Below are 25,865 nucleotides of genomic sequence, written 5' to 3' on the forward strand. Positions count from 1 at the left end.
GTTCAACTAATAATCAGTGGGGGATGAAGAAAACCCCCACTGATTAAAGTTTCACTTTATCCAGTCACTATGAATGGATATTTACACACTTTCTTTTGCTGGCCGATATAGCGCTTGTACGAGACGATCATATTCACGTCTTGTAATTTCCTTATTGTATAGCTTTAACAATAAATCTTTATGCTCTTTCGAAAATGCCATTTTTTTAATGACTTCTGGATACATGAAAACTTCCCCTCCGTTTCATGAATACGACTAAATCCAGTGCACATCCGCATTTTTGCCTTACAGTTTGTAGAGCAATCTCGCAAAACAGAACCTGCGTTCGCATAAAGCATTATAAGATATTTTTCCTCAAAGTACAATTCTAAAATAAAGTTTTTTATTTTCCGAAGATTTCAACATTATAATATCATAATCTCTCTTAAAATACATATATATTTTTTGGCATTTTATTGAATAAAATTTCCATATCAGTAAGAAAATAATGGCAAAAAAGAAGAGGAGTCGAAACATGGATACTGTTACACTATCACGCGCTTTCTTTGGATCATCGTTAGCCTTCCATATTATTTTTGCGACCCTGGGAATCGGACTTTCCTTAATGATTTTTATAAGTGAAGTGTTATATAACTGGAAGAAGGATGCCGATTACTCTGTGATGGCAAAAAGATGGACGAAAGCATTTGCGATTCTTCTTGGTGTCGCCATTCCAACAGGAACAATTGTGGGCGTCCAAATTTCCTTACTTTGGCCTGGCTTTGCGAAAATTGTTGGACAAGTCATTTCCGTCCCATTTCAAATTGAAATTTTCGCCTTCTTCCTAGAAGCATTGTTCATGTCCATTTACGTCTATGCTGCAGACAAGCTGCCACCATTCATGCGGTTGATATCGCTTTTTTTTGTTATGCTCGGCGCAACTGCATCCGCTGTACTTATTACATCAGCAAATACGTGGATGAATACACCTGCCGGATTTTCAATGGCACCGGACGGCTCTGTCTATAACGTCAATCCTTGGAAAGCCTTTTTTAATCCAAGCTTTTTCACGAGCTCCGTTCATGTTGTCATTACCGCTTATGCAACAGGAGCTGCTGTCATTGCTTCTATCGCTGGCTTTAAATTGTTAAAACGAAATAAAAGTGCACGGGAGATTGCTTATCATAAAAAAGGATTATACTTAGGTCTTATGGTCACATTCATTACAGGCGCGATTATGTGGGTCTCTGGACATGAATCTGCGATTGGACTTCATGAGCACTCACCAGAGAAATTGGCAGCAGCCGAAGCATTGTTTCATACACAGTCACATGCACCACTAGCCGTTGGAGGCGTTCTCGACCCAGCAACAAACGAATTAAAATACGCCATTGAATTTCCAAACATGTTAAGTATGTTAGTTGGGTTTTCTCCAAATACGGTTGTAAAAGGATTAAATGAATTTCCACCAGAAACATGGCCTCCTTTTTACACCCATTTATTCTTTGACTTAATGGTTGGGGCAGCTACATTTTCATTCGCCGTCGCTGCAATTTCACTTGGATATTGGTACTTCATTTACCGAAAAAAAGGCGGGAAATTGCCAAAATGGATGCTGGGGGCAATCGCTGCGGGCGGTCCGATTATGCTTCTTGGCATTGAATGCGGCTGGATTTTCAGCTGCAGCGGACGGCAACCTTGGACGATTTACGGTTTTCAACGCACAACTGAGGCTGCAACGCGCGCCGACTTTGTTGGGCCATTATTTGTCGTATTTGTCGTACTTTACATTGCACTTGGCATCTTAACCGTCTTCGTATTACGAACATTCTTTAGGCGCCATCCATTGAAGCAAGACTTACAACCGAACGGGGGGGACTCACATGCCTGAAGCAAGCATTGCTATTATCATTCTCTGGGCTGTCGTCTTTGTATATAGTATTTTAGGCTCAATTGATTTTGGAGCCGGCTTTTGGGGGATGATGTATGCAAAGCATCCAACACTTGCCGGAAAACTTGCGAATCGCTATTTGTCCCCAACATGGGAAGTTACGAATACATTTCTAGTTTTTGTCGTTGTCGCGTTTCTCGGCTTCTTTCCAAAAGCTGCATTTACACTCGCAACCGCAATGTTTTTACCCGTTACCTTAATTCTCATACTCGTTACAATTCGTAGTACTTTTATGGTGTTTGCTTATTCCTTGCCAAAGTACCAGTATATAATGCGCGTTATTTCAGGCATTACGGGCCTATTGATTCCAGCTCTCTTAATTACAGTACTTCCTGTAACAGAAGGAGCCTTCATTACCACTGCTGGCGGCAAAGAAACATTATTATATGGAAAATTATTATCAAGTCCAGTCGTATACTGGTACATGCTCTTTGGTTTAACATCCGAGCTCTTTTTATCAGCACTCTTTCTCGCTGACTTTGCTAGAGAACAGGGCTCCGAAGATACATATCGTGTCTACCGGAGAAACGCCATCGTGCTCGGTCCTGCAACGCTTGTCACCGCCATCATCGCACTTGTAGTAATGGAACCTGAAACACATTGGCTCATGGAAGGATTAATTAAACAGTTTAAATGGTTTACAGTCTCGATTATCTTTTTTATCATTGGCTATTCCTCCCTTTGGTGGACAAACCAAAAATATGAAACACTCGGTTGGCCGCGCATTGCTGTTCTTTCTGTCGTTGCCCAATATGGGTTTGCAAGCTACGCTTACGGCGTTGCACACCTTCCATACATTATTTATCCAGAAGTGACTGTGTTCACAAGTTTTACAACGAAAGAAACGTTTTATGCACTGCTCATTCTCTATGCAATCGGTATCGCAATACTATTACCAGGATTCATCTTCTTCTGGAACTTATTCTTGAAAGATAGAAGTTTTTTGAAGTAAAGTGAAACTTCCCTCAACGAACGGGTTTTTCGTTGAGGATGAGTTGAACCAATCGGACTCTTACAGATAGCATGACAAATATCCATACCGATAAAAAAATTATTAGTCAAACATCATCTACTACGAAATAAACCGCATATTTTTATCCGCATCTATCTATAAAAAGAAAGCTAGGTAGATGTATATAAAGACTTTTCTATTATAAATACCTAGTAGGCACATGCTGGATATGTGCCTATTTTCGTTTAGAATCCCCTATATACTATGCCTTTTCCTCAAAACACCAAAAGCACATATTTACAATAGTTAGTGTAATACCCCATACCTTCTTTTAAGAATATGAATATGATTACATATAAGGTCTTGGACAAGTCGAAATATTCTTGTTCAAACTCAAGAATCAAGAAGGGCAGGCTATCTATGGGTATTCAAATTTGGATTACACTTTTAGTTTTTTTCATCACCATGATTGTTATATTTTGGCGGCCAAGAGGAATAAACGAGGCATGGCCAGCTGCAATCGGAGCCAGTATTATCATTTTTACCGGGCTGGTATCACGCGGCAACATTGCCGATATTATCAGTAAAATTGGCGGCGCCTCTATCACCATCATTGCGACAATCGTTATGGCAATTGTATTAGAGAGTTTCGGTTTCTTCCACTGGGCAGCAGCTCGGCTTGCGAACTTAGCAAAAGGCTCCGGGCACCGTCTATATTGGTACATTCAATTACTCTGCTTTCTCATGACGCTATTATTTAATAACGACGGTAGCATTTTAATTACCACACCTATTTTGATTTTACTTTTGAAAAACCTTCAATTAAAACCGCAGCAACAAATTCCATATTTATTAAGCGGTGCATTAATTGCAACTGCTTCTAGTGCTCCAATTGGTGTTAGTAATATTGTAAATTTAATCGCATTAAATATCGTTCATATGACACTCTATATGCATACAGCAATGATGTTCGTACCTGCAACGTTAGGACTTCTCTTTATGTCATGGCTCATGTATCTAGTTGTGAAAAAGAAATTACCGGAAAAACTACCATCATCCGCTTATGACATTGAAGAAGTCTTTTTCACAAAACACTTTCACCCATTAAAAGGGAAAGATTCCGTTGATACGAAAAGCAAACGCACAAAATTTATGTTAAAAGTGTTACTGTTTGTCTTCCTTATGCGTTGTCTTCTTTTCGTTGCCTCATTCTTTGCAATTCCAATTGAAATTGTTGCCGTAATTGGCTCCCTCGTTCTACTCGTATGGAGATGGTATTATTTACGAACAAATCCAGTCGATATATTAAAAAAGACACCGTGGCACATTCTCATATTTGCTTTTTCCATGTACGTCATTATTTACGGACTTCATAATGCTGGATTAACAGCTTGGCTTGTACAAGTATGTGAGCCAATCGTAAATCAAAGTTTATTACATGCAAGCTTTATGATGGGCGGACTCGTTTCACTTCTATCAAACTTCTTTAACAACCATCCGGCCTTAATGATTGGAACCATTACTTTAACAGAAATGGGATTAGATCCTATTACCCTCAAAACGATCTACCTCGCAAACATCATTGGTAGCGATATGGGATCATTATTACTACCAATTGGTACACTTGCTTCCCTTATTTGGATGTATATTTTGAAACAAAATAAAATCAAAGTAAAATGGAAAGATTACTTGAGTGTCTCCTTGATTGTCATTCCACTCACAACAATCGTAACACTCTTCCTCCTATACTACTGGGTGCAACTCGTCTTCGCCCATTAAATCCAACAGCCGATAGGGACCCTCCAAAATATATACGGAAGGTTCCTATTTCTATACATACTAACGCTCCACAAATCGGTGATAGAGATAAGGTGGAATTTCAATACAAGCCAATATGAAATAAGCCAGCAACATATATGATGTAATGATAAAGAAAAACGGTAATTTCGAATATCACTTCTTCGCAAATGAATATACAGAAAGCCCAAAACTACCAAGCACAAGAAACAACGTGCCAACAGCTGTTATGATAATATCCATTTGTTTCTCATAATTTGGTGACAATAACAAAATACATGTAACGACAAAAAGAATCTGTAATATAAATGCAGTAGCAGAAACAATTTTCTGCTTCATTTTTCTCCTTCCGATTCGTCTTACTTTTCATGTAGAGTATTCTTGACGGAATAACAAAATCCCCCTGCTCTCGCGCAGCAGGGGGACCATTATCTATATTAGGTTAGGGTACACATGATCATAGATTAAGAGGTGTTCAAAAAGATACTTTCTAATTATCGATATAATTGACTGCCTGTTTCTTTAAACTCTTCTGCTTTTTCTTTCATACCTTTTGAGATTGCTTCTGTTGTTTCTAAATCATTATCCTTTGCATACTCACGAATATCATGCGAAATTCTCATACTGCAAAACTTCGGACCACACATTGAGCAGAAATGCGCTGTCTTTGCTCCTTCTGCTGGTAATGTTTCATCGTGATATTCCATTGCACGCTCAGGATCTAACGATAAATTAAATTGATCACGCCAGCGGAATTCAAAACGCGCTTTAGAAAGAGCGTCATCACGCTGATGTGCTGTTTTATGGCCTTTTGCAAGGTCAGCAGCATGCGCGGCAATTTTGTACGTAATAACACCTTCACGAACATCATCTTTGTTTGGTAAGCCAAGATGTTCTTTTGGTGTTACATAGCAAAGCATTGCTGTACCGAACCAGCCAATCATCGCTGCTCCAATCGCAGAAGTAATATGGTCGTAACCCGGTGCAATGTCTGTCGTTAATGGTCCGAGCGTATAGAACGGTGCACCATGACAAATGTCGAGTTCTTTATCCATATTCTCTTTAATTAAATGCATCGGTACATGTCCTGGGCCTTCAATCATCACTTGCACATCATGCTTCCAAGCAATTTGCGTAAGTTCTCCTAATGTTTCCAGCTCAGAAAATTGAGCTTCGTCGTTTGCATCCGCAATTGAGCCAGGGCGTAATCCATCTCCAAGGGAGAAGGAAACATCGTACTTCTTCATAATTTCACAAATCTCTTCAAAATGTGTATATAAGAAGTTTTCTTGATGGTGATATAAACACCACTGAGCCATAATCGAACCGCCGCGTGATACAATTCCCGTTACACGCTTTGCTGTAAGCGGAATGTAACGAAGCAGTACACCAGCATGAATTGTAAAGTAATCTACTCCTTGCTCCGCTTGTTCAATTAGCGTATCACGGTATACTTCCCACGTTAAATCTTCCGCGATCCCGTTTACTTTCTCAAGCGCTTGGTAAATCGGTACTGTTCCAACTGGTACAGGCGCATTACGAATAATCCATTCACGTGTCGTATGAATGTTTTTCCCAGTAGAAAGGTCCATAATTGTATCTGCACCCCAGCGCGTTGCCCATGTCATCTTCTCTACTTCTTCTGCAATCGACGATGATACCGCTGAGTTCCCGATATTCGCATTTACTTTCACATGAAAGTTACGTCCGATAATCATTGGTTCTGCTTCCGGGTGATTAATGTTTGCCGGTAAAATGGCACGACCTTCAGCAATTTCCTTACGTACAAATTCTGGTTCCACGCCTTCACGAATCGCCACATATTCCATCTCTGCTGTGATAATTCCTTTACGCGCATAATGCATTTGTGTAACATTTTCCCCAGCTTTTGCGCGAAGCGGCTTACGTCCCATTTGCGGGAATACAGGCGTATGTGTAGCTGCTACTTTCACACCATCATCTTCCGGTTTCACTTCACGGCCTTCGTACTCTTCTACATCTCCGCGTTCCACAATCCAGCAGCGGCGCGGCGTTGGAATCCCCTTTTCTAATTCCACTGTGTAATCAGGATCCGTATAAGGACCACTCGTATCATACACACGAATAGATGGATTTGCTACACCGTTTGTATCGCTTTGCGCAATCTCGCGCATCGGTACTTTCATATCTTCACGCGTACCTTCTACATATACCTTCTGGCTTCCTGGTAAACTTGACTTCAACTCAATTTGCTCAGCTGAAACAGATTGTTTCATAAATGTGTTTCCTCCCCTGTGTCTTAGCGAAGTAACCTCCGCTTTTCTTTAGCTCAGGACGAGAACTAGCGGCCAACGTATGCTCAAATAAAAAAGCCAGGTCCATAATAAAGAATAGGACCTGGCAACATAAGGCATTGTTATGTAAAGCCGTTAACTTCCCTCCGCTGGTACGAACCAGATCAGGTCCAAAGGGTTAAGAAGTTTCAATGTACTTCTCTCTCAGCCCAACTCTCTTGGGCACCCCTAGTTTATCACTGATTAAGTTTTTACTACGTTCTTATCATACATCATTGTTAAAAAAATGCAAAGGTATTTATATCATTTCTTTTCCTTATTCAAAAAATGGGTATTTCACTCAGTACAAGCCGAATACGCACTTCATACATATAGTATATAAGCCAGTGCAGGACGTATGTCTTATGCAAACTTTTCACTATAAGAACAGGGGTGAAAGAGTTGATAAACCTACAATCTACAATAACCATACTCGCTTTTCTCGGAACCACGCTCATCATCTTTTGGCGTCCCAAAGGGATGAATGAAGCAATTCCAGCAACAGTTGGTGCAGTGATTGTCATTTTAAGCGGTACAGTTTCTCTTACCGACTTGGGTGATATTAGCTCAAAAATTATTGGCGCCGCCATAACAATTATGGCTACCATTGTTATGGCAATCGTATTAGAGAGTTTCGGCTTTTTTTATTGGTGCGCCGTTCAACTTGCTAAAAAAGCAAAAAGCTCTGGTATTCGCCTCTTTTGGTATACAAATCTTCTTTGTTTTCTCATGACATTATTCTTCAATAACGATGGTAGCATCTTAATTACAACTCCCATTTTACTGCTTTTGTTACATCATTTACGACTCACACATGATCAAAAAATACCTTACTTACTAAGTGGTGCACTCATCGCTACTGCATCAAGTGCGCCGATTGGTGTAAGCAATATTGTGAATTTAATCGCCTTGAGAATTATTGATATGGACTTATACATGCACACAGCCATGATGTTTGTTCCCGCTACGTTAGGCCTCCTCTTTATGTCATTTTTATTACTCATTGTTTTTCGAAAGAAAATTCCTCAAAAACTCCCGGTCTTATCGACATACTTAGATGAAAATTTCGTTAAAAAACCCTTTCATCCACTGCAACCACGTCCCGCAATTGATGAAAATCGTAAGCGAACAAGGTTTATGCTTGGCATTCTATTATTTGTTTTATGCGTTCGCCTCAGCTTATTTATAGCATCTTTCTTTCAGTTTTCTATCGCCATTGTAGCAGTCACCGGCTCCGTTATTTTACTCGGGTGGAGATGGTACAAACTGCGCATCTCACCTTATGATATGATTAAAAAAACCCCTTGGTACGTGTTAATTTTCGCATTTTCTATGTACGTGATTGTGTATGGACTTAATAACATCGGTTTAACCAAACTACTCATAGCTACATTTCAACCACTCATCACTGGTAGTTTATTTCATGCCACTTTTGTTATGGGCGGCTTAGTCTCTATCCTTTCTAATCTTTTTAATAACCATCCTGCCTTAATGATTGGCACAATTGAACTCACCCAGATGGGACTAGATCCTATTACATTGAAAACCATTTATCTTGCAAACATCATCGGTAGTGATATAGGCTCACTATTACTCCCGATTGGTACATTAGCAAGCTTAATGTGGATGTATATTGTGAAAAAAGGAAAAGTAAATATTGGCTGGGATACCTATATAAAAACTACATTTCTTGTCATTCCGCCAACCGTCATTTTTACACTACTATGTTTATATTACTGGGTTAAATTAATCTTCGCGCCTTAAAACATCTCCCTCCTTCCACTATGTTAGAAGGAGGAGATTATGTAATTACGAGAAAGGTGATTATTATGCTTCATTTACAAAAATATATTAATCAGCCCATAGAAGTGACACTATCTAGGGAAATTATTCCATTTGAAGGAATTTTGATTGATAAAGGCTCAGATATTATTGTATTGTATGATGGAGAAAAATACATGTATATCTCTAGTTTACACATTCAACATTTAACCCCAAGCATCGATTCCTCATTATTTGATAACCTAACAATTCCAGAATCTTTACTACCGCAAGACATCATATCAAGTGAATCCACTATTTCACTTCGAAAAACATTGCAAGTGGCAAAAGGACAATTTATTGAACTTGCGCTATCACATGAACACTTCTTATATGGATATGTTACCCATATTATGAATGACTATTTTGTCTTCCTCTCACCTGTATATCGAATGCTATACATCCCATTTCATCACGTGAAATATATCGTTCCGTATAAGGAGGCAGAAACGCCTTACGGGCTAGAAAATGAAAGACTCTTATTGCCAGCTTCAAAGATTACACTTGCACGTACATTTTCTGAACAAATGAAAAAACTAAAACAACATATCATTTTACTTGATTTAGGCATACAGAATTATAAAATTGGCAAATTAGCTGAAGTAACTGACAACCAAATTGAACTCATTACAGCACGTAATCAGCGTTTTCATTTTAATTTGCATCACGTTAAAACCGTACATCTTCCATCCTAAAATCAAAAATAACAAAAAGAGGTATCTCATCATAAGAGACACCCCTTTTTCTATTAAGGAATCATCCAAGTTAAATAATAAGCTTGAATATATGTGATAATACCAACGATTGTTACGAAGAATAAACTATGTTTCACTGTGAAACGGAATAAGTCAGATTCTTTTCCGGAGAGTCCAACTGCCGCACATGCAATTGCAATGGACTGCGGCGAAATCATTTTACCAGTTACACCGCCCGTTGTATTCGCCGCAACAAGCAATACTTCCTTCACGCCTACTTGATGCGCTGTAATTGCTTGTAGATTTGAGAATAATGCGTTTGCAGATGTATCTGATCCCGTTAAGAATACCCCGAGCCATCCAAGGAATGGTGAGAAGAATGGGAAGAATTTCCCAGTCCCTGCTAATGCTAATGCCAATGTTGATGAAAGTCCTGAGTAATTTGCGATAAATGCAAAACCAAGTACTAAACCAATTGATAGAATTGGCATTTTCAACTCTTGTAACGTTTCTTTAAATGTGACCGCTGCTTGTTTTGGACTCATTTTCAAAACAAACATTGTAATGATACATGCAATCAAAATCGCTGTTCCTGTTGCCGATAAAATATCAAGCTTTAATATAGCTTCATATGGTGTTGGTTTATTAACAATTGGCTCTGCCTTCATTACTAAATTATGCAGACCTGGAACTTTAAATTTAAATACTAAGTTTTCAAGCGCACCGCCTGGAACAAATAGGTCTTTAAAGAATTTTTGGCTCCAAATTACAACCATTATCGTTAAGATGATAAAAGGTGACCATGCTTTCAAAACTTTTCCTACTGTTAAATTCGTTGTAGAACCAGCCGTTGCTGTTGCTGCTGCCTCTACTTGTCCTTCTCCAGAACGATAAATTTCTTTTGGCTGCCATACTTTTAAGAATAACGCTAAACTTACTAAGCTCACTAACGCCGATGTAATATCTGGGAGTTCAGGTCCAAGATATGTCGCTGTAATAAACTGCGTAATCCCGAATGCACCACCTGCTACGAATAATGCAGGCCACGTTTGTTTTATGCCTTTTAATCCATCCATTAAGAATACAATAAAGAATGGAACAAATAACGATAGAAGCGGTAATTGATGCCCAGCCATTTGTCCTACTTTATGAGGATCAATACCTGTTACTTGACCAGCTACTAAAATTGGAATACCCATAGCTCCGAATGCTACCGGCGCTGTGTTTGCAATTAAGCAAAGTCCCGCTGCGTATAATGGGTTTAAACCAAGTCCTGCAAGAAGCGCTGCAGTAATTGCTACCGGTGCTCCAAACCCTGCTGCTCCCTCTAAAAACGCACCGAATGAGAAGCCAATTAAAATGACAAGTAGACGATGATCATTTGTAATAGAAAGAACAGATGCACGAATAACATCGAACTGTCCTGTTTTTACTGAGATTTTGTACAAAAATACTGACATAATGATAATCCATGCAATTGGCCATAATCCATAAGCAAAACCATAACCCGTTGCTGCCATCGCCATCGTAAATGGCATTTTATAAACAAAAAGTGCAATTATAACTGTTAATACTACTGTAATAAGTCCTGCAACATAGCCTTTCATACGAAAAACTGTTAGTGCTAAGAAGAAAAATATAATTGGAATCATTGCAACTGCTGCCGAAAGCCAAATGTTACCTAGCGGATCATAAACTTGTGTCCATGTGCTCATCGTTTCCCTTCCCTTCTAATGTCCCTTTTTCATACACCTATAATCCTATAATTAGACAAGCAGGTCATCAGACCTTTAGGTCTAAAAAATAAAACGTTTGCAGAAAACGTTTTCATAAATATTTGATAGTTTTACTTTATCATATTTTCCTGTATTTACAATCCTATTTTCGAATTTTTTTCACATTTTATTTGTTCACTCTTTCACAAAATGTGATATGATTACAAGTTTCTACTCAAATCATTAATCCCGTTACTCCACATACACACAATGAAAAAGGACAAACCTACCAAGGAAAGCAGTCTGTCCAAAAATAAAATTGATCCATTATATGTTTGTAATCTATATTTTGCACTAGAACCTATAACACTACTATGTGTATTATGATTGGAATTGTCACGAATATAATTGTTAATATAGCAGACTTTTTATTGGATTGATGCATGTAGTATTTTAAGAAGAGAAAAAACAGTATTGCCTCCCATAAAACAAATATATTCACATATACGGAAGCTTGATGAATAAATGTACCTTGATAATTATAATTCATCGAGTTTCCTGTATACATTTTATAAATATTATCCCAAATATTTTTTATGATAGAAGGAATGGAAATCAAAGCAATTAACAATGTAGATTGCTTATATTCTATACCTATCTTAAATATGTATTTCAACGCTAAATAATATATAAAAGAAGTGACCAAAAGGCTGATAAATGCCAATAGTACATCAGTAGCTGCTCCGAATACTGGGTTGACCGCAAGTTTGGAAGCAAAATCATTAGCATTGGTGCTTGGTTTTTCTAAGTAAAATGCTGCAAGCGAATTAAATACGGTTAGAATCCCTAAAACCATAATAGATATTGTTATTTGAAGATTAAGGTCTAACTTTAGGAACTTTATTGGTTTAAAGAATAAATAACCTACTTTAAAGAAAAAATTTCGTTCTTTCATGATTTCACCCTAAACGATAAGACGTAGTTATAATTCCCTTTTGATTAGAGGTAAAGAGTTAATAGCAGGAAGAGCTTTACTCTCCCTCAAAATTTTTTGCAGTACTTTACTACTGTATGTAAAGTACTGCAAGGCCTTCTTCATTCTATAGTTTATTTGCACGCAATGAATTAATAGTGGAACATACTTGTTCTACGCGTTCTTTTTTAAATACAAATTTGTATTTTTTATCATTACGCAGATGAACAAGAATACCTCCATTTAAGATTCCGTTATCTTCCACACAGGAAGTAATCTCCCTTAAATCAACCTTTTCCTTCAAATCAATATCAGAATTTAGATGAAGTTTATATATTAATAATCTCTGATTTGTTACCCCTAACACGATTGGCATATTTGAGGAAGTAAGCCAAGAAGCCTCATTGAAAATCTTCCAAAACACACTTGTTGGAGCTGTCTTGCCAGAAAAAACCCCCATTAACTCTTCCCCGCTGGATAAATTTTTTGCTATAACACTTTCGAAATTTGCCACTTTCTCATCCCCTTGTAAATAATAGTTTAGTAATGAATTGTTTTTCTGTTATATTCAATTTTTTAACTATCTTTTCTAAGGAATACATATAAAAAAGATATCCAAATCCTGTAGATGCTATTAGAACATATATAAAAATCTTGTTCTTATAAAAATAAGTTAACACAGTAAATACCGTTAAAACGAGTATAGATACTACACTGTAAATAAGAATACTTTTTATATTGAATGCCCCAAATGTAACTCCAGCGTTAGATTCCTTAAGAGGGAATGTAACAGAAAGATAGTTTGATAAAGGTAACAATATTAATAACGCAGGAACTACAAATAAGAATAATTTACTCGTATTAATAATGGTTGCTCTCCCCATTAATATAAATATGACAGAAAACAGAATATACAAGACTAGAATTAAAAAACCACTTACCACATTTTTTGACATAATAACTTTCTTTCTATCAACATTCGTTTGGAAGATAGAGATAACACCTTTATTATCAAGCGAAAAGCTATTAATACAAATTTGAACAGGAAATGCTATAAGCAGATTGTAAAAAACAGAACTTTCCACACCGACATCTTTTGACATAAATGTTATACATAAGAGGAAGCAATAAATAAAAACATGCTTTTTTGTCCTTAACATAAGAATCAAGTCTTTAGCTATTAAGTACCTAAACTGGTGGTCAATAAAGGAAAACTTATTAACCAAGAATTCAAAAATAAAGGAGATATTTGTTGTAATTCCTTTAGCCGGTTTTAATCGAAAATCTACCGTATATACCACTTTGTATATACAGACAGATAAAATTACTATTCCAAATAAAAGCAATGTGTTTATAAAACTAGGATGAATTAAAGAATATATTAAATAAGTAGGTAAAAATAAATTGAAGTAGGTAGAGACAATGAGTAGAACGAGTATAAAGCTTATAACAAAGTAATATAGTTGTTTGTTTACATATAGCTTAGTTCCTACTACATTCAATATTTCAGTTAAGATCTGAATAATCACAACATACAAGAAATAATTTAATATCAAAGGAAATGTCAATTTAAACTTTAAACAAAGGATGATTAATCCTATAAAATTGCAACTTATGACAAGTAAATCCAAATTTCTATATAATAACCTCGAAGCAAGAGCCTCATAAAATTTAAATGGAAATCTTCTGATATAGAAATAATTGAACTCACTCTTCACTAAATGACTTATATATTGTGAAATACTGAAAATAAAGAGAAGAATGTAAAAATACAATTGTTCTCCATCTATCCACGATAAGTTTGCCATTAAAGATATCATGGCAAGTCCTACTATAAATAATAGAAGGAACAAGCAACGTATAATTAATTTTAGTGTTTCACCGTTCTCAATTTCATACCTTATATTCACGTTATAATATAATTTAGCAACTTCAACTAATTTTCTCATTACTATTCCCCTGGATTATTAGTAGTATTTATAAAACATTATGTTTATCCTCTTGATTGTTAATAATATCTACAAAATATTGTTCTAAATTATTTCCCTTCAGTTCATTGATATTAGATTGAAGAACCACATTTCCTTTATTTATAATAATAAACTCCTCACATATCTCCTCAATAATTTGAAGTATATGACTTGCTATAATTACTGTTCCACCTTCATCTAAATACGCTCGTATTAGTTCTTTAATATTATGTGTGACAATTGCATCTACAGATTCAAATGGCTCATCTAAAAGTAACAAATCAGGTGAGTTAAGGATTGCTGCTGCAAAAGCAATCTTCTTTTTCATTCCTGTAGAGTACTTCTCAATTAAGTTCTTATTCGTTATATCCAACTGCAAAGGGTTGCATATATATGTAATCCGTTCTTCTAACTTTTCTTTAGGCAAATCATACATAACTCCTATAAATTTCAAAAACTCGTAGGCCGTCAACTTTTCATATATACCTATATCATTGAAAAGAATACCTATCTTACTTTGTTGTAATTGTGCTTCATGAGATACCCTTTCCGCTCCTACATATATCTCTCCTTCAGTCTTATCCATTACACCAGAAATAATAGAAAATAATGTTGTTTTACCGGCACCGTTCGGTCCTAAAACCCCAAAGCATTTTCCTTTTTCCACTTTAAAAGATACAGAATGTAAGACTTTAAAATCATCAAAACTTTTTGATATATTGTTAATTTCTAGAATAACTTGGTTCATTTATTTTATGCATCCTTCCCTGTAATATATTAGCAACAAATATTTCTCGTACGACTTAAAGGTGCCATAACGTAGATAAAAATGAAGCAGTCACCCAAAGTTAAACGGCGAAATTGAAAATTACAATCCACTTAAGAACCCATAGAAACCGCAAAGAATCTAATAGAACTTTTAGTTATCTGAATGTTAAAACTAACAGACTAACTCCATAATAATCAAAAAATTGGAAATATGCTACTTTTACATTAGAGAAAGATGTTAAGACAAACCATTAGCATTAAAGGAATTAATAATTTATATTTATTTAAATTATGATTTACATGTGAAATGGACTTGAAAATTGAAAGCATATATACCATCTGCATAATAATTTTCACAATTTTACCGGATTGACCCAAAATTATTTGATTATCAAACATGGAGATCATGAGTAAAATTAGTGTACAAATAATTAATACAATTTGATTATTTACTAATATATTAAGAATTTGTCTATACTCTAACTTTCCCCCTGAAAACCAAAGTACACCCTTTATAACCAAACCTTCTAAAAACCATTTAGATGCTAAAATTGTTAAAAGCAACAGTACTGATACTATATAAGTGACTATGAAATTATTGGATTTATCCACAGAAAAGGCCTTTAAATTAACAAACGCTCCAATTAAAGACAAAAGTAAAAAGTATGTGGCAGCCCTACTAATCTTTAAATCTCTTTCATTAAGTTTATATATAAAGTTCATACATCCACCTCTTTATTGAGCGATTCCTTGAGTTACATAAAATTCCACAATTGCTGCTAGAAACGTCAAAAAAATCACTAAAATTAAATTATAAACAATTTGTTCAAACTCTTTTTGATAATTCAATTCCTTTCTTTTTAAATACTGAATAATCAACGTTAGACTCCTAAATCCTATTGAACCGGCAATAAATAATGCCGGAATTTCAAAAATACCATGAGGTATCGTTAACAAGGCAAAAGTTTTAAAGCTTAAGCCCTCGTGAAGCCAAACAGAATAAAGCATTCCTAGACTGTACGCCTGATATACTAAGGATATGAATGTTATCACCCCAAATCCCACGGACATAAGTACAAATACCTTAGCGTTGTTAATAAAGAAATCCAGAAAACTATTTACTGTGAAATCCTTATATTCTGAACCTCCGCCACCACCATTCCCCTCAGTATTCAATATATCCGTGAAAGCAATATAACTGATATAGAATACAATAAGAAAAATGATGATAGTCGTGATCAAATATTTTCTGTTCCCTCTTCTTAAAAAGTATAAGAGATTACTATATTCAATTTGAAATAAATTCATATTAAACTCCTTGTGAAAAGATGATATATAAATCCTATTAGCTGGTAATTCTCTTGCACAAATACTAGTTTATAATTGTGCATTTTTTAACCATAATATTACAATTTGTCTATGAATAAACGATTCATAGACAAATCGGTGAAGTAAGAATCAGGATTTTTTAATTATTAATTCGAGAAATTTATGTATATCTCAAATTACCAATACTTTAAAATTATAAATATATTATAGCCATCCAGTTAAGAAGCCAGCAAGTGCGCCTAAGATAGAACCTTCAGATGCTAAGTAAGTTGCTAAAGCTGTAACTCCAGAACTAACTAAGATCTGAGCAATTTTACCCGCTACTTTACCCCCAACATAACCTGATAACCAGGAAACAAACTTATTATACCCCATTGAATTTAACTTATCTTTAAGTTTACCTGCTACCCATTTCGCTAATTGCATGATTGTTCCTCCCCAAAAATATAAATGTATTTTTTTGTATTTTTTTGTATTTTTTCCTAATTGTTACTCACGCATAATACAATATCACAATTAAAGCATGAATCAACAAAATAATCAGAAAATTTTGTTTTCTCAAGTTTTTTTGCGATTTTTTGTAAATTTTTCACTTTTCCTGGATGATCCTTTTACATAAAGTGAAACTTCTATCAGTGGGGGTTTCTTCATCCCCACTAATAGAAAGCCCGACCAATCGGACCCTTACAGACGGTTTGTCTCTCTTCCTTGCCTAACTTCTTACCGGCTGTTTGGGCGGGATAAAGTGAAACTTCCTTCAGTGGCGATTTTCTTCCTCCTCCTATCTTCTTCGTTTCTCTCTACTCTTGAGATGGGGTCTTACTACCCGCGAATTGCAGGATAAAATACCTTTGTTATATCAATTTATTTTAAGGAATGTAGAATTTCTCCCAATTCTATATTCCTTAAACGTTCAAATAATTTTAAGTTTTAGATTATTGAAATCGCTTTCAATAAATGTTATATTTTTCATGTTATTAAAAATTATGCAATCGGTTGCTTTAATACAAATCCATTAAATTTATTAAGATTTATAATATATTTTAGATGCAATAGTTCAAATTATTTTAAATCATTATATGCAAGCGATTGCAAATAAAAAGGAGATAGAAATATGAAGAGGAAAAAATGGACTGCGTTAGCACTATCTTTACCGTTAGTTATGAGTTTATCATCAAACATACAGGCAGAAACATTACATAATAATAAGGGACAAAAGGCGCAAACAGGAAATAAAGACGGTGTTTTTTATGAACTGTATGTTAATTCTTTTTATGATACTAATAACAATGGACACGGTGATTTAAAAGGCGTCACAAAGAAACTTGATTATTTAAATGATGGAAATCCAAAAACAAATAATGATCTTCAAATAAATGGTATCTGGATGATGCCTATTAACACATCTCCTAGTTATCACAAATATGATGTAACAGATTATTATAATGTCGATCCTCAGTATGGAAGTTTACAAGATTTCCGTGAACTAACAACAGAAGCACATAAACGCAATGTAAAGGTAGTAATGGATCTTGTTATCAATCATACAAGCAGTGAACATCCTTGGTTTGTCGATGCATTAAAAAATAAAAACAGTAAATATCGAGATTACTATATTTGGGCTGATAAAAATACAAACTTAAATGAAAAAGGTCCATGGGGTCAACAAGTATGGCACAAAGCGTCGAACGGGGAGTATTTCTACGCAACGTTCTGGGAAGGGATGCCTGACTTAAACTATGACAATCCTAAAGTACGAGAAGAAATGATTAAAATCGGGAAATTTTGGCTCAAACAAGGAGCTGATGGTTTTCGTCTAGATGCAGCTATGCACATCTTTAAAGGGCAAACACCTGAAGGAGCAAAGAAAAATATTGAATGGTGGAATGAATTCCGCGACGCGATGAGAGAAACGAATCCCAATACGTATCTAGTTGGTGAAGTATGGGATCAACCAGAAGTAGTCGCTCCGTATTATCAGTCGTTAGATTCTACATTTAACTTCGACTTAGCATCTAAAATCGTTAATTCCGTTAAAAGTGGCACCGACCAAGGGGTAGCCACAGCAGCTGTTGCAACGGATGAGTTATATAAAACATATAATCCAAATAAAATTGATGGAACGTTTTTAACGAATCATGACCAAAATCGTGTAATGAGTGAATTAAATGGTGATGTGAACAAAGCAAAATCAGCAGCATCTATTCTGTTAACACTCCCTGGTAATCCGTTCATTTATTACGGTGAAGAAATCGGCATGACAGGCCAAAAACCAGATGAGTTGGTTCGTGAGCCATTCCGTTGGTATGAAGATGATCAAAAAGGGCAAACGAGCTGGGAGACTCCAGTATATAACATTGGTCATAATGGCGTTTCAGTTGAGGCAGAAGATAAACAAAAAGATTCTCTTCTAAACCATTATCGTAAAATGATTCGTGTTCGTGAGCAACACGATGAACTTGTCAAAGGTAATTTAGAATCTATTTCTGTCAATAACTCACAGGTTATTGCCTATAATCGTACGTATAAAAATAAATCAATTCAAGTGTATCATAATATCTCAGACAAGCCGGTTACATTAACTGTTTCAAACAAAGGAAAACTGATTTTTTCTAGTGAATTAGGAGCAAAAAAAGAAAAATCAACATTAGTAATTCCAGCGAATACGACAGTGCTAGTAAAGTAACAGCGTAAAAATGTGAAATACTATTCATGCTTTTTGGCATATACATCAACATCAAAGTTTAGGCTGAGTCTTTCTAAAAGAAAGTAAATCCCTATACGAGAAATACGCTATCCTTTTTGTAGAATGATGAAAAGGATGGCGTTTTTTAATGGTTAAAAATTATTATTATAAAGTGAAACTTCCTTCTGGGAGCGTTTTTCCCCAGAAGGTTAGTTGAAACAATCGGGCTTTTACGGGCAGTTATCTCCCACCTATCTTCTTCGCTCCCTCTCAATCTTGAGGTGGGGGTCTTACTGCCCAAAAATAGCGGGATAAATGATGAACTTGTTCTGACATAATTTTTTGCTTATATAACTCGGAGTATTGGAAATTTCTCTAATATATGAATAGTAAAATGACATTTTCTTATACTAAGGTCGAAAAACAAATTCAGGAGGGATAACAAATGACTGAGCAAAATCGAACTCAATCTGCCATTGATGCAGGGCGTAATAACACAAAACGCGGGATTGAAGCGGCAAGCGATGCAGTACAAAATGCAGTTGATGCTGTTGAAAATGCTGGAAAAGCAACAGTTGATCGTGTTTCTGAAGCAGTTAAAGATGTAACAGCTAGATAAAGTGAAACTTCCTTCTGGGGGCGTTTTTTTCCCAGAAGGTTAGTTGAAACAATCGGGCCCTTACAGACGGTTTGTCCCTCTTCCTTGCCTAACTTCTTACCGACTGTTTTGACGGGATATAGGAAAATCTCTATCTTTTATATAAAGGGTAGCGTCAGGAAAATGCGGATTTACAACTTTAAGCAAATTACAGCATAGAAAAAAATCGATTCCTTTTATGTTTAGGAACCGATTTTTTAATTTGGCTTATTAAGCTAACATGCTCTTATATGTAGTATCCGTTTCAAAACACCGATATGGTGCATCCTTTATCTATGTTTACATGTAACCATAGATAAGCGTTTAAGGATTTGACTTGGAACCTCTGTGGGCATGATTGTCTTAAAAGGCTGAAGCAGTTGTTTCTGTAGGCAAACCACCCTATCATACCCACCCCTCCAAGTTAAGTCCTATCGTTGTTTACGTTGAAAACTATAATTATTTACTAAATACAATAAGTAAACAAAGTTAGAATATAGGTTGTTTTTATATCGTTATTTACATTGAATACGATCAAAAATCATACTACATGGGGTAATATCAGCGAAGTTGACACTACTCGCAATGTAGATGTAATTAAATGTGGAATTATTTATTGATGACCTCGTTATATCCCTGCTGGGCATCCGTGATTGCAAGCTTTGAATAGACTCTCCAAGGACTTGCGGCCATGCCCCTGCCCGCTTCCACTCCGTCCAACCAACTCCGCGTCACGTCCTGGTTCTACCCCAATAAGGTCGATGAAATTCACCGGCCCTTTTTTAAACGAACGACGAACCGCGTGCTCGGTGTCAGTCTTCGATTGCCTGGTAGACCATGGTCCAGAAGTCGTGGATAAGCCGTGCCGAATTTGGGACTGAAAGCCCGACCTGGGTAAGTAGGATTCCGGTGAGTTGGTTGTCCGGGTCGGCGTACGCCGTGGTGCCGCTTCCACCGTCCCAGCCGAACTGGCCGATGGACGCATAGTCGCCGCGGTAGGTGCGCACCGCCATCCCGAAGCCCCAGCCGCCGTGCTGCCCTTGGCCGAACGACACATGGACGTTGTTTTTGGCCAAGGCGTCTCGGGCTGCTTGTTGCTCGGGTGTGAGGCGGTTGGTGGTCATTAGCTGGACGGCGTGCCGGGACAGGATCCGTTCGCTTTCGTGCATCCCGTGATTCAGCAGCATCCGTAAATACGCGTTGTAGTCGTCGACGGTGGAGACCAGCCCACCACCGCCGCCCTGGAACGCTGGAGGCTGGCTCCACCGTCCCCCCTTGGCCTCGTCCCACACAATGAACTCTCCGGTCTGCGAGTCGGGGGCGTAGAGGGTCGGCAACCGGTCGATCTTGTTGGCGGGCACGTGGAAACCGGTGTCCTTCATGCCTAGGGGGGCGAAGATGCGTTCGCGCAGGAACGTCTCAAACGACTGGCCCGTGACCCTGGAGACGAGCACGCCGAGTAAATCGTTGCTAATGTGGTATTGCCATCGCTCTCCGGGCTGGTGCATCAGTGGAAGCTCGCCAAGGCGGCGCATCCACTCATCCGGCTCGGGCATCGGCACCGGTAGATCGGGCGTGAGCCCCTTCTCGAAGATCGCGTTCATGATCGGAGTGCCCAGCGACGTAATATCCATGCCAAGCCCGAACGTGGAAGTCAGCAGATCCCGTACGGTGATCGGACGCCGCGCTGGCACGGTATCGTCCAGCGGGCCGTCGATCCGCTTCAGCACCCGCCGATCGGCGAGTTCCGGTAACCACGTCTCTACCAGGTCATCCAGCCGCAGCCTACACTCGTCGAGCAGGATCATTGCCGCCGCAATCGCAAGCGGCTTGGACGTCGAGGCCATCCGAAAGATCGTGTTTCGGCGCATCGGCGCTCCACCATCATGGCGCATCGTGCCCATCGCTTCGACATGCGTCTCACCGTTCCGGCTGACTAAAGCGACGACCCCAGGAATCTTCCCGGAATCGACATGTCGTGCCAGCACGTCGCGCATTTTGTGCAGCCCTGTTTCGGAGAAGCCGCTGTTGCTTTGTCCCGTTGTAATCTTTTTCATTTGGTTTCCCTCCCTTTACTTTTTTATCAACTCTATTTGTTCTACAAATTCTCTTTTGCTATTCATGCTTGAAAGCCCTTTGTCACTCTATCTAATCTATATCCTTTTGGATATAAATATAACTATTCATTGAATTTTATACATAAAGGTACGACTGTTCGATGAATAAGATTTAAAATTTTAAAACACTCGAAATCTACTCCTCTTAGGACCTGAAGCTTCTTGTAGGACCTTAGCGTTATTAAAATTTGGGGAATCGTCTTGGAAATGGGCTTAGCGTTGTAAATCCGCATTTTGCTGACAGTACTCCTACAAAAAAAGTACTCGCACGCTGCGAGTACTTTTTTCATCTTCTTTTTCTTCGTTTGCGACGCATCATTTTTTTACGCCTTGTATTCACGACATCCGCGATAATGTGTAATGCACTAGCAGCAATCACGCCCATTACAAACATAATAATTGCCACTTTATGCGCCTTTGCGATCTCTATGAGTTTTCCCTCTAGCACTGTTTTATTTAAAACATATAAAAACGGTGAGAAAACGAGCAACATATAGAGAAGACGAATTAAATCACCAATAATAATTGTGTGCGTAAGCGGTGACCGATGCGGCATTACAACTTGATATGGATACCAAAAGATGCGAAATAACCCCCATTTTCGGTAAGCAGAACTATGGATATCCAGATCCGGTGTTAAAAAGTACGTCCCAACAATAAATCCAATCGTAAACGTAAGAAGAAAATCAAAATTCGTTAACCCGTAAGAACCGAGCATAAATAATACAATGGGAAGAGAAACTAAGTTTATCTTCGTGTGTGTTTTTCCTGATGGCATATGTAATTCCTTCCGTTCAATCCTAACTCGTTCGACTGCCCATTAATGGAAAAAACACCAATAGACGTCTCACTACATTAATCTAATTTTTGATCAATAAGTGACGTATCCACATCAGAACCAAACCATTCTCCCAGCTTTGTACGCGCTTGTTCTTTCACTTCTTCATCTACATACATAGCAGTTTGTATGAGCGCAGCTGTTAATGCGCCTAAGTCATCTGTATAACCGAGCCCAGGTACAAAATCCGGAATTGCATCAATCGGTGCAATAAAATACGCAAGGGCACCAATAATCGTAAGCTTCACTCGTTTTGGAACATCTGGTTTCTGCAACACATAAAACAATAACAAACTGGCATAAATGACTGAATGTCCCGCTTTAATCGCTGCATGTTTTACTTTATTCCAAAACGCTTCGACTGAAAATTTCTCCTTCATCATGAAAGCTCCCCTCGTTATTCTTTTATCCCGCTATTCGCGGGCAGTAAGACCCCCTAATAGAAGTTTCACTTTATTTCTATTATGCCGAATTTATTTACAACATAAGCAAACTTCACATACATACAATATAATGTAGGTTCTGGCTTGGCAACGTTACTTATCATGCACTCTCATTATAACAAACAAGCTAAAAAAGAACAATTGTTCGGTATCGTTTTTTAAATTTTTCTTACTATAAAAAGCTCTCGTTTCTACGTACCCTTTCACATGTTTGTTATATTTTTTGGTTGACGAGCATATAAACCAATGTTAAAGTTTTCACTGTCAGCTATGAAGAAAAAATACAAAATATGTAAGTTGCTAGTGTGTTCCTAATAACCAAATTTTGTTGTATAATACAAAATGGCTTTGTTCTTATGGAACAATACAAAATGGCAGGAAAACAAAAGGGTATGCATAGTTCAAGTCATATATAGATGTATAAATAAAAACTCTATCCATGGCAAAGAAAACTATGTATTTTTTATTTTAGCATGTTCCTCTCAAAAATCGACCAAGCCTGATAGAGAAAGGGTGAAAATGGATGAAGGAATCTTTGAAATTACAATTTCAAAACGTGAGATTTACGTTATTTATTGCCATTAGCGTGTGGCTAAAAACGTACATTATCACACGTACTAGCTTTGACTTAAAACTAGAATCTTTTATGCAAGAATTCATTTTATTTATTAGCCCATTAGCATCATCATTATTTCTAGTGGGTCTTGCATTATTTGCAAAAGGAAAGAAACGAAACTATATTGCACTTGGAATTGATTTTATTCTTACCATTGTTCTTGTTGGTAACGTAATGTTCTACGGCTTCTACAACGACTTCGTAACATTACCCGTACTTGGACAAACATCAAACTTTGGTAGTCTTGGATCTAGTGTGAAAGAGCTCCTTAATTACAAAATTGTTGTCGCTTTTGCCGATATTATCTTCTTTGCAATCCTTTTAAAGAAAAAGAAAGAATATGCAAAAACAGAGCGTATTTCACGTCCAATGCGATCACTATATTTCGTATCAACAATTGCTATTTTCTTTGCAAACTTAGGACTTGCAGAAGCAGAGCGTCCTGAATTATTAACACGCTCATTTGACCGCGTAATGCTTGTCAAAAACCTAGGTATATACGCACACCAAGTGTACGACCTTGGCTTACAAGCAAAATCCAGTTCACAAAAAGCATTTGCAGATGGCAGTAAACTGCAAGAAGCAGAGAACTATGTAAAAACAATGCAAGAAAAGCCGGATCCAAATATGTTCGGCGCAGCAAAAGGGAAAAACGTAATTGTTGTATCTCTTGAGTCCATGCAGCAATTCTTAATTGGTGCGAAAGTAAACGGACAAGAAGTGACACCATTCTTAAATCAGTTTGCGAAAGAAAGCTATTACTTTGAAAACTTCTATCACCAAACAGGTCAAGGTAAAACATCTGATGCAGAGTTTCTTGTAGATAACTCTTTATATCCATTAGATCGCGGTGCCGTATTCTTTACGCATGGTAACAATGAATTTGTTGCAACACCAGAAATCTTGCATGAACAAGGCTATTACACAGCTGTATTCCATGCAAACAACGCAACATTCTGGAACCGTAACATGGTATACCCAGCACTTGGCTACGATCGTTACTTTAATGAATTAGATTACAAGATCACCCCTGAAACAAAACTAGGTTGGGGTTTAAAAGATATTGAGTACTTTAATCAATCAGTGGATATGTTAAAAGATATTAAGCAACCGTTCTATACGCGTTTCCTTACGTTAACAAACCACTATCCATTTGACTATGATGAATCAACAAAATTAATTGAGCCATATAACTCTGGTGACGGTGTATTTGACCGTTACGTCGTAACAGCTCGTTATTTAGATGAAGCGTTAAAACACTTTGTTGAAGATTTAAAAGCAGCGGGACTTTACGATAACTCTGTTATTGTATTCTATGGTGACCACTACGGTATTTCTGACAACCATAACCGTGCAATGGCACAATTCTTAGGAAAAGACCAAATTACAGAATTTGATCGTATGAACTTACAACGTACACCATTCTTCGTTCACGTTCCTGGTCAAAAAGAAGGAAAAACAATTACAGCACCTGCTGGAGAAATTGATGTGAAACCAACAATCCTTCATTTACTAGGCGTTGATACAACGAACGACATTCACTTTGGTCATGATTTATTCGCACCAGAGCGCAAACCATTTGTCGCATTACGTGATGGAAGCTTCGTTACAGATCAATACACTTATACAAATAATACATTCTATGACAATAAGACAGGTGCAGTTGCAGAAGTACCAAAAGCTGAAGCACAAGCAATGGTTGAACGCGCACAAAATGAGCTGCGCATGTCAGATCAAATCATTCAAGGTGACTTACTTCGTTTCTATGAAGGTAACAAAGTAAAAACAGGTACAATTAAAACAACCATTAAAGAAAACAACAAAGAAACTAATAAAGAAAACAAATAGAAAAAAGACGCTGAGTACTCAGCGTCTTTTTCTATCATACCTTTCGAGAGGACTCCCACCTCTAAACGTACGTGAAGGTGGTGAGGTGAATCGAAAAAAATATTTTATGTTCAAAAAATAACAGAAACATACGTTCTTGTTTTGGTGTAATATCCTTAACAAGGAGGTGAAAAATGACAATGAAAAATCAAACAAATTATAAAACTCTTCAGATTTGGATTAAAAAAGGGCATCGTATGTATTCTTATTTTCAAGAATCTTGCCAAAATGCTAAGAATATGTACAACACGACAAACTTTTATATACGACAAGTGTATACAGGTTTGACACAAGATAAGGAGTTGCAACCTTTACAAAAAGAAGTTTTGGATACGATTTCTAAAAACATAGGGAAGATGAATGATACGCAACTTCTTTG

22 protein-coding genes, 1 pseudogene and 1 riboswitch are annotated in these 25,865 nt (G+C 37.1%); of the genes and pseudogenes, 9 read left to right on the forward strand and 14 right to left on the reverse strand.

Annotation, left to right across the window (positions count from 1 at the left end):
- Window positions 1–81: 81 nt before the first annotated feature.
- Window positions 82–225 (reverse strand): hypothetical protein, encoded by a 144-nt coding sequence (locus ACFQZ1_RS18245; RefSeq protein ID WP_098310977.1) that lies wholly within the window; start codon window positions 223–225, stop codon window positions 82–84.
- Window positions 226–514: 289 nt separating this feature from the next.
- Between ACFQZ1_RS18245 and ACFQZ1_RS18250 the strand changes: the two genes are divergently transcribed.
- The 3 genes from ACFQZ1_RS18250 (at window position 515) to ACFQZ1_RS18260 (ending at window position 4,661) form a co-directional block, all read left to right on the forward strand.
- A complete protein-coding gene (locus tag ACFQZ1_RS18250; RefSeq protein ID WP_377883614.1) occupies window positions 515–1,870 on the forward strand; it encodes a cytochrome ubiquinol oxidase subunit I in 1,356 nt (451 codons plus the stop codon).
- Window positions 1,863–2,882, forward strand: coding sequence for a cytochrome d ubiquinol oxidase subunit II (locus ACFQZ1_RS18255; RefSeq protein ID WP_377883615.1), 1,020 nt, complete (start codon window positions 1,863–1,865; stop codon window positions 2,880–2,882). Before ACFQZ1_RS18250 ends, ACFQZ1_RS18255 begins: the two co-directional genes overlap by 8 nt.
- 420 nt (window positions 2,883–3,302) lie before the next feature.
- On the forward strand, window positions 3,303–4,661 hold the full coding sequence (locus ACFQZ1_RS18260; RefSeq protein ID WP_377883616.1) for an arsenic transporter: 1,359 nt from the start codon (window positions 3,303–3,305) through the stop codon (window positions 4,659–4,661).
- A gap of 174 nt (window positions 4,662–4,835) precedes the next feature.
- Here ACFQZ1_RS18260 and ACFQZ1_RS18265 read toward each other — a convergent pair whose 3' ends face one another.
- Window positions 4,836–5,018 (reverse strand): hypothetical protein, encoded by a 183-nt coding sequence (locus ACFQZ1_RS18265; RefSeq protein WP_377883617.1) that lies wholly within the window; start codon window positions 5,016–5,018, stop codon window positions 4,836–4,838.
- Between the two features lie 155 nt (window positions 5,019–5,173).
- Window positions 5,174–6,934 carry a phosphomethylpyrimidine synthase ThiC gene (gene thiC / locus ACFQZ1_RS18270; RefSeq protein WP_377883618.1) on the reverse strand — a complete coding sequence of 587 codons (1,761 nt, stop codon included), beginning with the start codon at window positions 6,932–6,934 and terminating at the stop codon, window positions 5,174–5,176.
- 142 nt (window positions 6,935–7,076) lie between these two features.
- Window positions 7,077–7,192: riboswitch (TPP riboswitch) on the reverse strand.
- Between the two features lie 204 nt (window positions 7,193–7,396).
- On the opposite strand from thiC, the gene ACFQZ1_RS18275 reads away from it, so the two are divergent.
- Window positions 7,397–8,755 (forward strand): arsenic transporter, encoded by a 1,359-nt coding sequence (locus ACFQZ1_RS18275; protein WP_377883657.1) that lies wholly within the window; start codon window positions 7,397–7,399, stop codon window positions 8,753–8,755.
- Between the two features lie 65 nt (window positions 8,756–8,820).
- Window positions 8,821–9,507 (forward strand): DUF2642 domain-containing protein, encoded by a 687-nt coding sequence (locus ACFQZ1_RS18280; protein WP_377883619.1) that lies wholly within the window; start codon window positions 8,821–8,823, stop codon window positions 9,505–9,507.
- Between the two features lie 53 nt (window positions 9,508–9,560).
- Here the strand turns inward: ACFQZ1_RS18280 and ACFQZ1_RS18285 are convergent, their stop codons facing one another.
- The 8 genes from ACFQZ1_RS18285 to ACFQZ1_RS18320 form a co-directional block, all read right to left on the reverse strand.
- The gene (locus tag ACFQZ1_RS18285; protein WP_377883620.1) at window positions 9,561–11,222 is read right to left on the reverse strand and encodes a lactate permease LctP family transporter; all 1,662 of its coding nucleotides are present in this window, start codon (window positions 11,220–11,222) and stop codon (window positions 9,561–9,563) included.
- A gap of 361 nt (window positions 11,223–11,583) precedes the next feature.
- Window positions 11,584–12,177 (reverse strand): YIP1 family protein, encoded by a 594-nt coding sequence (locus tag ACFQZ1_RS18290; protein WP_377883621.1) that lies wholly within the window; start codon window positions 12,175–12,177, stop codon window positions 11,584–11,586.
- Between the two features lie 145 nt (window positions 12,178–12,322).
- Entirely contained in the window at window positions 12,323–12,709 is a 387-nt protein-coding gene (locus ACFQZ1_RS18295) for a PH domain-containing protein (RefSeq protein WP_377883622.1), read from the reverse strand.
- 4 nt (window positions 12,710–12,713) lie between these two features.
- A complete protein-coding gene (locus ACFQZ1_RS18300; RefSeq protein WP_377883623.1) occupies window positions 12,714–13,298 on the reverse strand; it encodes a hypothetical protein in 585 nt (194 codons plus the stop codon).
- Between the two features lie 874 nt (window positions 13,299–14,172).
- Window positions 14,173–14,913 carry an ABC transporter ATP-binding protein gene (locus ACFQZ1_RS18305; protein WP_377883624.1) on the reverse strand — a complete coding sequence of 247 codons (741 nt, stop codon included), beginning with the start codon at window positions 14,911–14,913 and terminating at the stop codon, window positions 14,173–14,175.
- A 245-nt stretch (window positions 14,914–15,158) separates the two neighbouring features.
- Window positions 15,159–15,656 carry a hypothetical protein gene (locus ACFQZ1_RS18310; protein WP_377883625.1) on the reverse strand — a complete coding sequence of 166 codons (498 nt, stop codon included), beginning with the start codon at window positions 15,654–15,656 and terminating at the stop codon, window positions 15,159–15,161.
- Between the two features lie 12 nt (window positions 15,657–15,668).
- Window positions 15,669–16,241: a stage II sporulation protein M gene (locus ACFQZ1_RS18315; RefSeq protein WP_377883626.1), complete on the reverse strand. Its 573-nt coding sequence runs from the start codon at window positions 16,239–16,241 to the stop codon at window positions 15,669–15,671.
- Window positions 16,242–16,466: 225 nt separating this feature from the next.
- On the reverse strand, window positions 16,467–16,688 hold the full coding sequence (locus ACFQZ1_RS18320) for a hypothetical protein (protein ID WP_377883627.1): 222 nt from the start codon (window positions 16,686–16,688) through the stop codon (window positions 16,467–16,469).
- A gap of 688 nt (window positions 16,689–17,376) precedes the next feature.
- Between ACFQZ1_RS18320 and ACFQZ1_RS18325 the strand changes: the two genes are divergently transcribed.
- Together ACFQZ1_RS18325 and ACFQZ1_RS18330 are read left to right on the forward strand one after the other, a co-directional pair.
- Window positions 17,377–18,948: an alpha-amylase family glycosyl hydrolase gene (locus tag ACFQZ1_RS18325; protein ID WP_377883628.1), complete on the forward strand. Its 1,572-nt coding sequence runs from the start codon at window positions 17,377–17,379 to the stop codon at window positions 18,946–18,948.
- Between the two features lie 445 nt (window positions 18,949–19,393).
- Window positions 19,394–19,567: a hypothetical protein gene (locus tag ACFQZ1_RS18330; RefSeq protein WP_377883629.1), complete on the forward strand. Its 174-nt coding sequence runs from the start codon at window positions 19,394–19,396 to the stop codon at window positions 19,565–19,567.
- 830 nt (window positions 19,568–20,397) lie between these two features.
- On the opposite strand, the gene ACFQZ1_RS18335 is transcribed toward ACFQZ1_RS18330, so the two are convergent.
- The 3 genes from ACFQZ1_RS18335 to ACFQZ1_RS18345 form a co-directional block, all read right to left on the reverse strand.
- Complete coding sequence (locus tag ACFQZ1_RS18335; RefSeq protein ID WP_377883630.1) at window positions 20,398–21,642, reverse strand: serine hydrolase domain-containing protein; 1,245 nt, start codon at window positions 21,640–21,642, stop codon at window positions 20,398–20,400.
- A gap of 346 nt (window positions 21,643–21,988) precedes the next feature.
- Window positions 21,989–22,480 carry a metal-binding protein gene (locus ACFQZ1_RS18340; RefSeq protein WP_377883631.1) on the reverse strand — a complete coding sequence of 164 codons (492 nt, stop codon included), beginning with the start codon at window positions 22,478–22,480 and terminating at the stop codon, window positions 21,989–21,991.
- A gap of 77 nt (window positions 22,481–22,557) precedes the next feature.
- Window positions 22,558–22,920 (reverse strand): YkvA family protein, encoded by a 363-nt coding sequence (locus ACFQZ1_RS18345; protein ID WP_377883658.1) that lies wholly within the window; start codon window positions 22,918–22,920, stop codon window positions 22,558–22,560.
- Between the two features lie 586 nt (window positions 22,921–23,506).
- Here ACFQZ1_RS18345 and ACFQZ1_RS18350 point away from each other — a divergent pair.
- Together ACFQZ1_RS18350 and ACFQZ1_RS18355 are read left to right on the forward strand one after the other, a co-directional pair.
- A complete protein-coding gene (locus tag ACFQZ1_RS18350; RefSeq protein ID WP_377883632.1) occupies window positions 23,507–25,447 on the forward strand; it encodes an LTA synthase family protein in 1,941 nt (646 codons plus the stop codon).
- A 173-nt stretch (window positions 25,448–25,620) separates the two neighbouring features.
- A pseudogene (locus tag ACFQZ1_RS18355) lies at window positions 25,621–25,865 on the forward strand (RNA-guided endonuclease InsQ/TnpB family protein); the annotation flags it as partial.

It is taken from the genome of Bacillus sp. CGMCC 1.60114, assembly GCF_042676365.1.
Lineage (GTDB): Bacteria > Bacillota > Bacilli > Bacillales > Bacillaceae_G > Bacillus_A > Bacillus_A rhizoplanae_A.